Source organism: Kitasatospora sp. NPDC057512 (assembly GCF_042802135.1).
Lineage (GTDB): Bacteria > Actinomycetota > Actinomycetes > Streptomycetales > Streptomycetaceae > Kitasatospora.
This window is the reverse complement of record NZ_JBHVET010000916.1, coordinates 1-2,868: the sequence shown is the minus strand read 5'-3', so window position 1 is coordinate 2,868 and position 2,868 is coordinate 1. Positions and strand designations below refer to the sequence as shown.

3 protein-coding genes are annotated in these 2,868 nt (G+C 77.3%); 2 read left to right on the top strand and 1 reads right to left on the bottom strand.

The annotated features are described in order from the left end of the window. On the bottom strand, positions 1-551 hold a 551-nt coding region (locus ACFU6K_RS35735), incomplete at its 3' end, for a PfkB family carbohydrate kinase (protein WP_380670308.1). Between the two features lie 417 nt (positions 552-968). Here ACFU6K_RS35735 and ACFU6K_RS35730 point away from each other — a divergent pair. Together ACFU6K_RS35730 and ACFU6K_RS35725 are read left to right on the top strand one after the other, a co-directional pair. After that, positions 969-2,036, top strand: a complete 1,068-nt coding sequence (locus ACFU6K_RS35730; RefSeq protein WP_380670306.1) for an NUDIX domain-containing protein — start codon at positions 969-971, stop codon at positions 2,034-2,036. 105 nt (positions 2,037-2,141) lie between these two features. Next, positions 2,142-2,868: DUF4184 family protein (locus ACFU6K_RS35725; RefSeq protein ID WP_380670304.1), on the top strand; the 727-nt coding region annotated here is incomplete at its 3' end.

Genomic DNA, 2,868 nt, shown 5'->3' with positions numbered 1-2,868 from the left:
GTCTCCGGCAGGGTGCCGGCGGGGGCGGTGTTGTGCAGCCAGCGGGTGCCGCCCGAGGGGCCGGCGGCGGGCAGTGCGGCGGCGGCCGCGCGGATGCACTCCGGGGGGACCTCGTTGCTGGTCAGGACCACGTCGACGGGGAGCAGCCGGAGGCGGGTGAGTGCGGCGGTGACCTCCTCCGGGGTGAGGTGGGCGTTGGCGCCGGGGAGGACGACGATGCTGTTCTCGCCGGACGGGTCGACCATGACGATCGCCTGACCGGTGGGCGCGTCCGGATGGGTGAGCACGGCGCCCGTCTCGACCTGCGCGCCCCGCAGGTCGGCACGCGCCGCCTCGCCCTCGGCGTCCCGTCCGACCGTGGCGACCAGGTGCGTCGCCGCTCCCATCCGGGCCGCCGCCACCGCCTGGTTGGCCCCCTTGCCGCCGAAGCCCCGGGTGGCGGCGGTGGCGAGGACGGTCTCGCCGGGGGAGGGCAGTACGGGGCAGCGGAGGATGCGGTCGGTGTTGACCGAGCCGATGACGATGACCCGACCGGCGGGAAGCAGCTTCATCGTTCCTCTGTACGCGGTGGGGCGCGGGCGGCGCAAGGAGGCGGGCGGTGGCGGTCGAGTGCGGGGCGCGTACGGGCCGAGCCCGGGGCGCGCGCGGAGCATGGGGGCGTATAAGTGGGGGGCGTGCGGAGCGTGCGAGCGGGGCGTGCGTGGCGGGCGACCCATCAGGCGTCCTGTGCCCTAGCAGTGGCGAAGGGGTGCAATTTTGATGTAGACCGGTCTGTATATTTCCGCCTACGGGCGTCTGACCTGGGCACATGCCGCTGTCACGGGGCAGACTGGGGCGTGCGGGCGGGCGCGCCGGGGAGGCATGGGGAGCGGCGTGGCGCGGGTACCACCACGGGTGGCGCTGGTTCGGCCAACGGGGGCGCTGCCCGATGCGAACGGCATCGGGGGAAGTCGAGGGCAGGGGACGTTGTGATCGTCTGGGTCAATGGCACATTCGGGGCGGGCAAGACGAGCGCCTGCCGCGAGCTGGTGGAACTGCTGCCCGGGAGCGTGCTCTTCGATCCCGAGCTGGTGGGCTTCGGCCTGCGTCGGATGCTCCCGGCCGACCGGCTGGCGACGGTGTCCGACTTCCAGGACCTGGCGGCCTGGCGCCGGCTCGTCCCCGAGACGGCGGCGGCGCTGCTCGGTGAGGTCGGGGGCCCGCTGGTGGTCCCGATGACCCTGCTGAGAGAGGACTACCGGGACGAGATCTTCGGGGACCTGGCCTCGCACGGGATCACGGTGCACCACTTCGTGCTGGACCCTGAAGAAACGATCCTGCGCGACCGCATAGCCCACCGCGACGAGTGCCCGGGCGACCCGGAGGGCAGCGAGCGGGTCCGCGCCTGGTGCCTCGAGCACCTGCCCCGCTACCGCGCCGCCCGCCGCTGGCTGGTCGGGGACGCCCGGATGATCGACACCAGCGGGATCTCCCCCCGGGAGACCGCGCACCGGATCGCCGAGCTGGTCCGGGTCGGCGCCGCCCGCTGCCCGATCGTCCAGACCCCGGACCCGACCGGGGACACCGTCGCCTCCGCCGTCCTGTTCTTCGACGAGCAGGACCGCGTGCTGCTGGTCGACCCGGTCTACAAGCCGGACTGGGACTTCCCCGGCGGCGTGGTCGAGCGCGGCGAGGCCCCCACCGACGCCGCCCTGCGCGAGACCGCCGAGGAGCTGGGCCTGCGCCTGGACCCGTCCGCGCTGCGCCTGCTCGCCGTCGACTGGGAGCCGCGCACCGGCCCGCGCCGCGGCGGCCTGCGGCTGATGTACGACGGCGGGCTGCTGGACGAGGAGGGCCGGCAGCACCTGCTGCTCCAGCAGGAGGAGCTGCGCGGTTGTCGCTTCGTCACCCTGGACGAGGCCGGGGAGCTGCTGCCCCCGGGGCGCTACCGGCGGCTGGCGGCCGCGCTGGACGCGCGGCGGAGCGGCGAGCTGCGGTACCTGGAGGCGGGGAGCCGGGTGGCCGTCGGGCTGGCGAGCACGGCGGACGCGGCGTAGCGGCCGGTCGGTACGGGGCCATCGGTACGGGGCCGGGGCGGGTGGCGGGGCCGTGGTGCGCCTCCCGGCGCGCCGCGCCGCGGTCCCGGGCGGCAGGATGGGGGCATGCCCTTCACGCTGAGCCACCCCGCCGCCGTCCTGCCCCTGCTGCGCGCCGCCGGGGCGCGCGGGCCCTTGGTGGCGTCGGCGCTGGTCGCAGGGTCGATGGCGCCGGACGTGCCGTTCTTCGCCGAGTCCCTGCTGCCCGGGGTGTACGGACAGGGCGGGCTGACGCACCGCTGGTGGGCGGTGCCGACGCTGGACGTGGCGATCGCCGACGCGCTGGTGGCCGGCTGGCACGGGCTGCTGCGCGGGCCGCTGGTGGCGCTGCTGCCCGAGCGGTGGGCGGGCGGCGCCGAGGCGCTGACCGTCCGGCGGGCCGGGGAGGCTCGGGGCCCCGCCGGCGCCGGTGCGGTGGGCGGGGCGGTCGGTGGAGCGGCGTGGTTCGCGGCCTCGGCGGCGGTCGGCGCGGCCACCCACGTCGGCTGGGACGCGTTCACCCACGGGGACCGGCTGGGGGTGCGGCTGCTGCCCGTCCTGGACCGCCCGGTGGCCGGGGTCCCGCTGTACGAGGCGCTGCAGTACGGCAGTTCGGCGCTCGCCCTGGCGGCGCTGGGCGGTTGGGCGGCGCGGGCGGTGCGGGCCGTCGAGCCGGTGCGGCCGGCCGTGCGGCTCGCGCCCCGGGCCCGGCGGGGGGGGGGCGGGCCCGCGGGGGGGGGCGCGGCCCCCGCGGGGGGGGCGCCCCGGCGGCCCCCGCGCGGGGGACCCGGGGGGGGGGGGGGGGGGAGTGGGT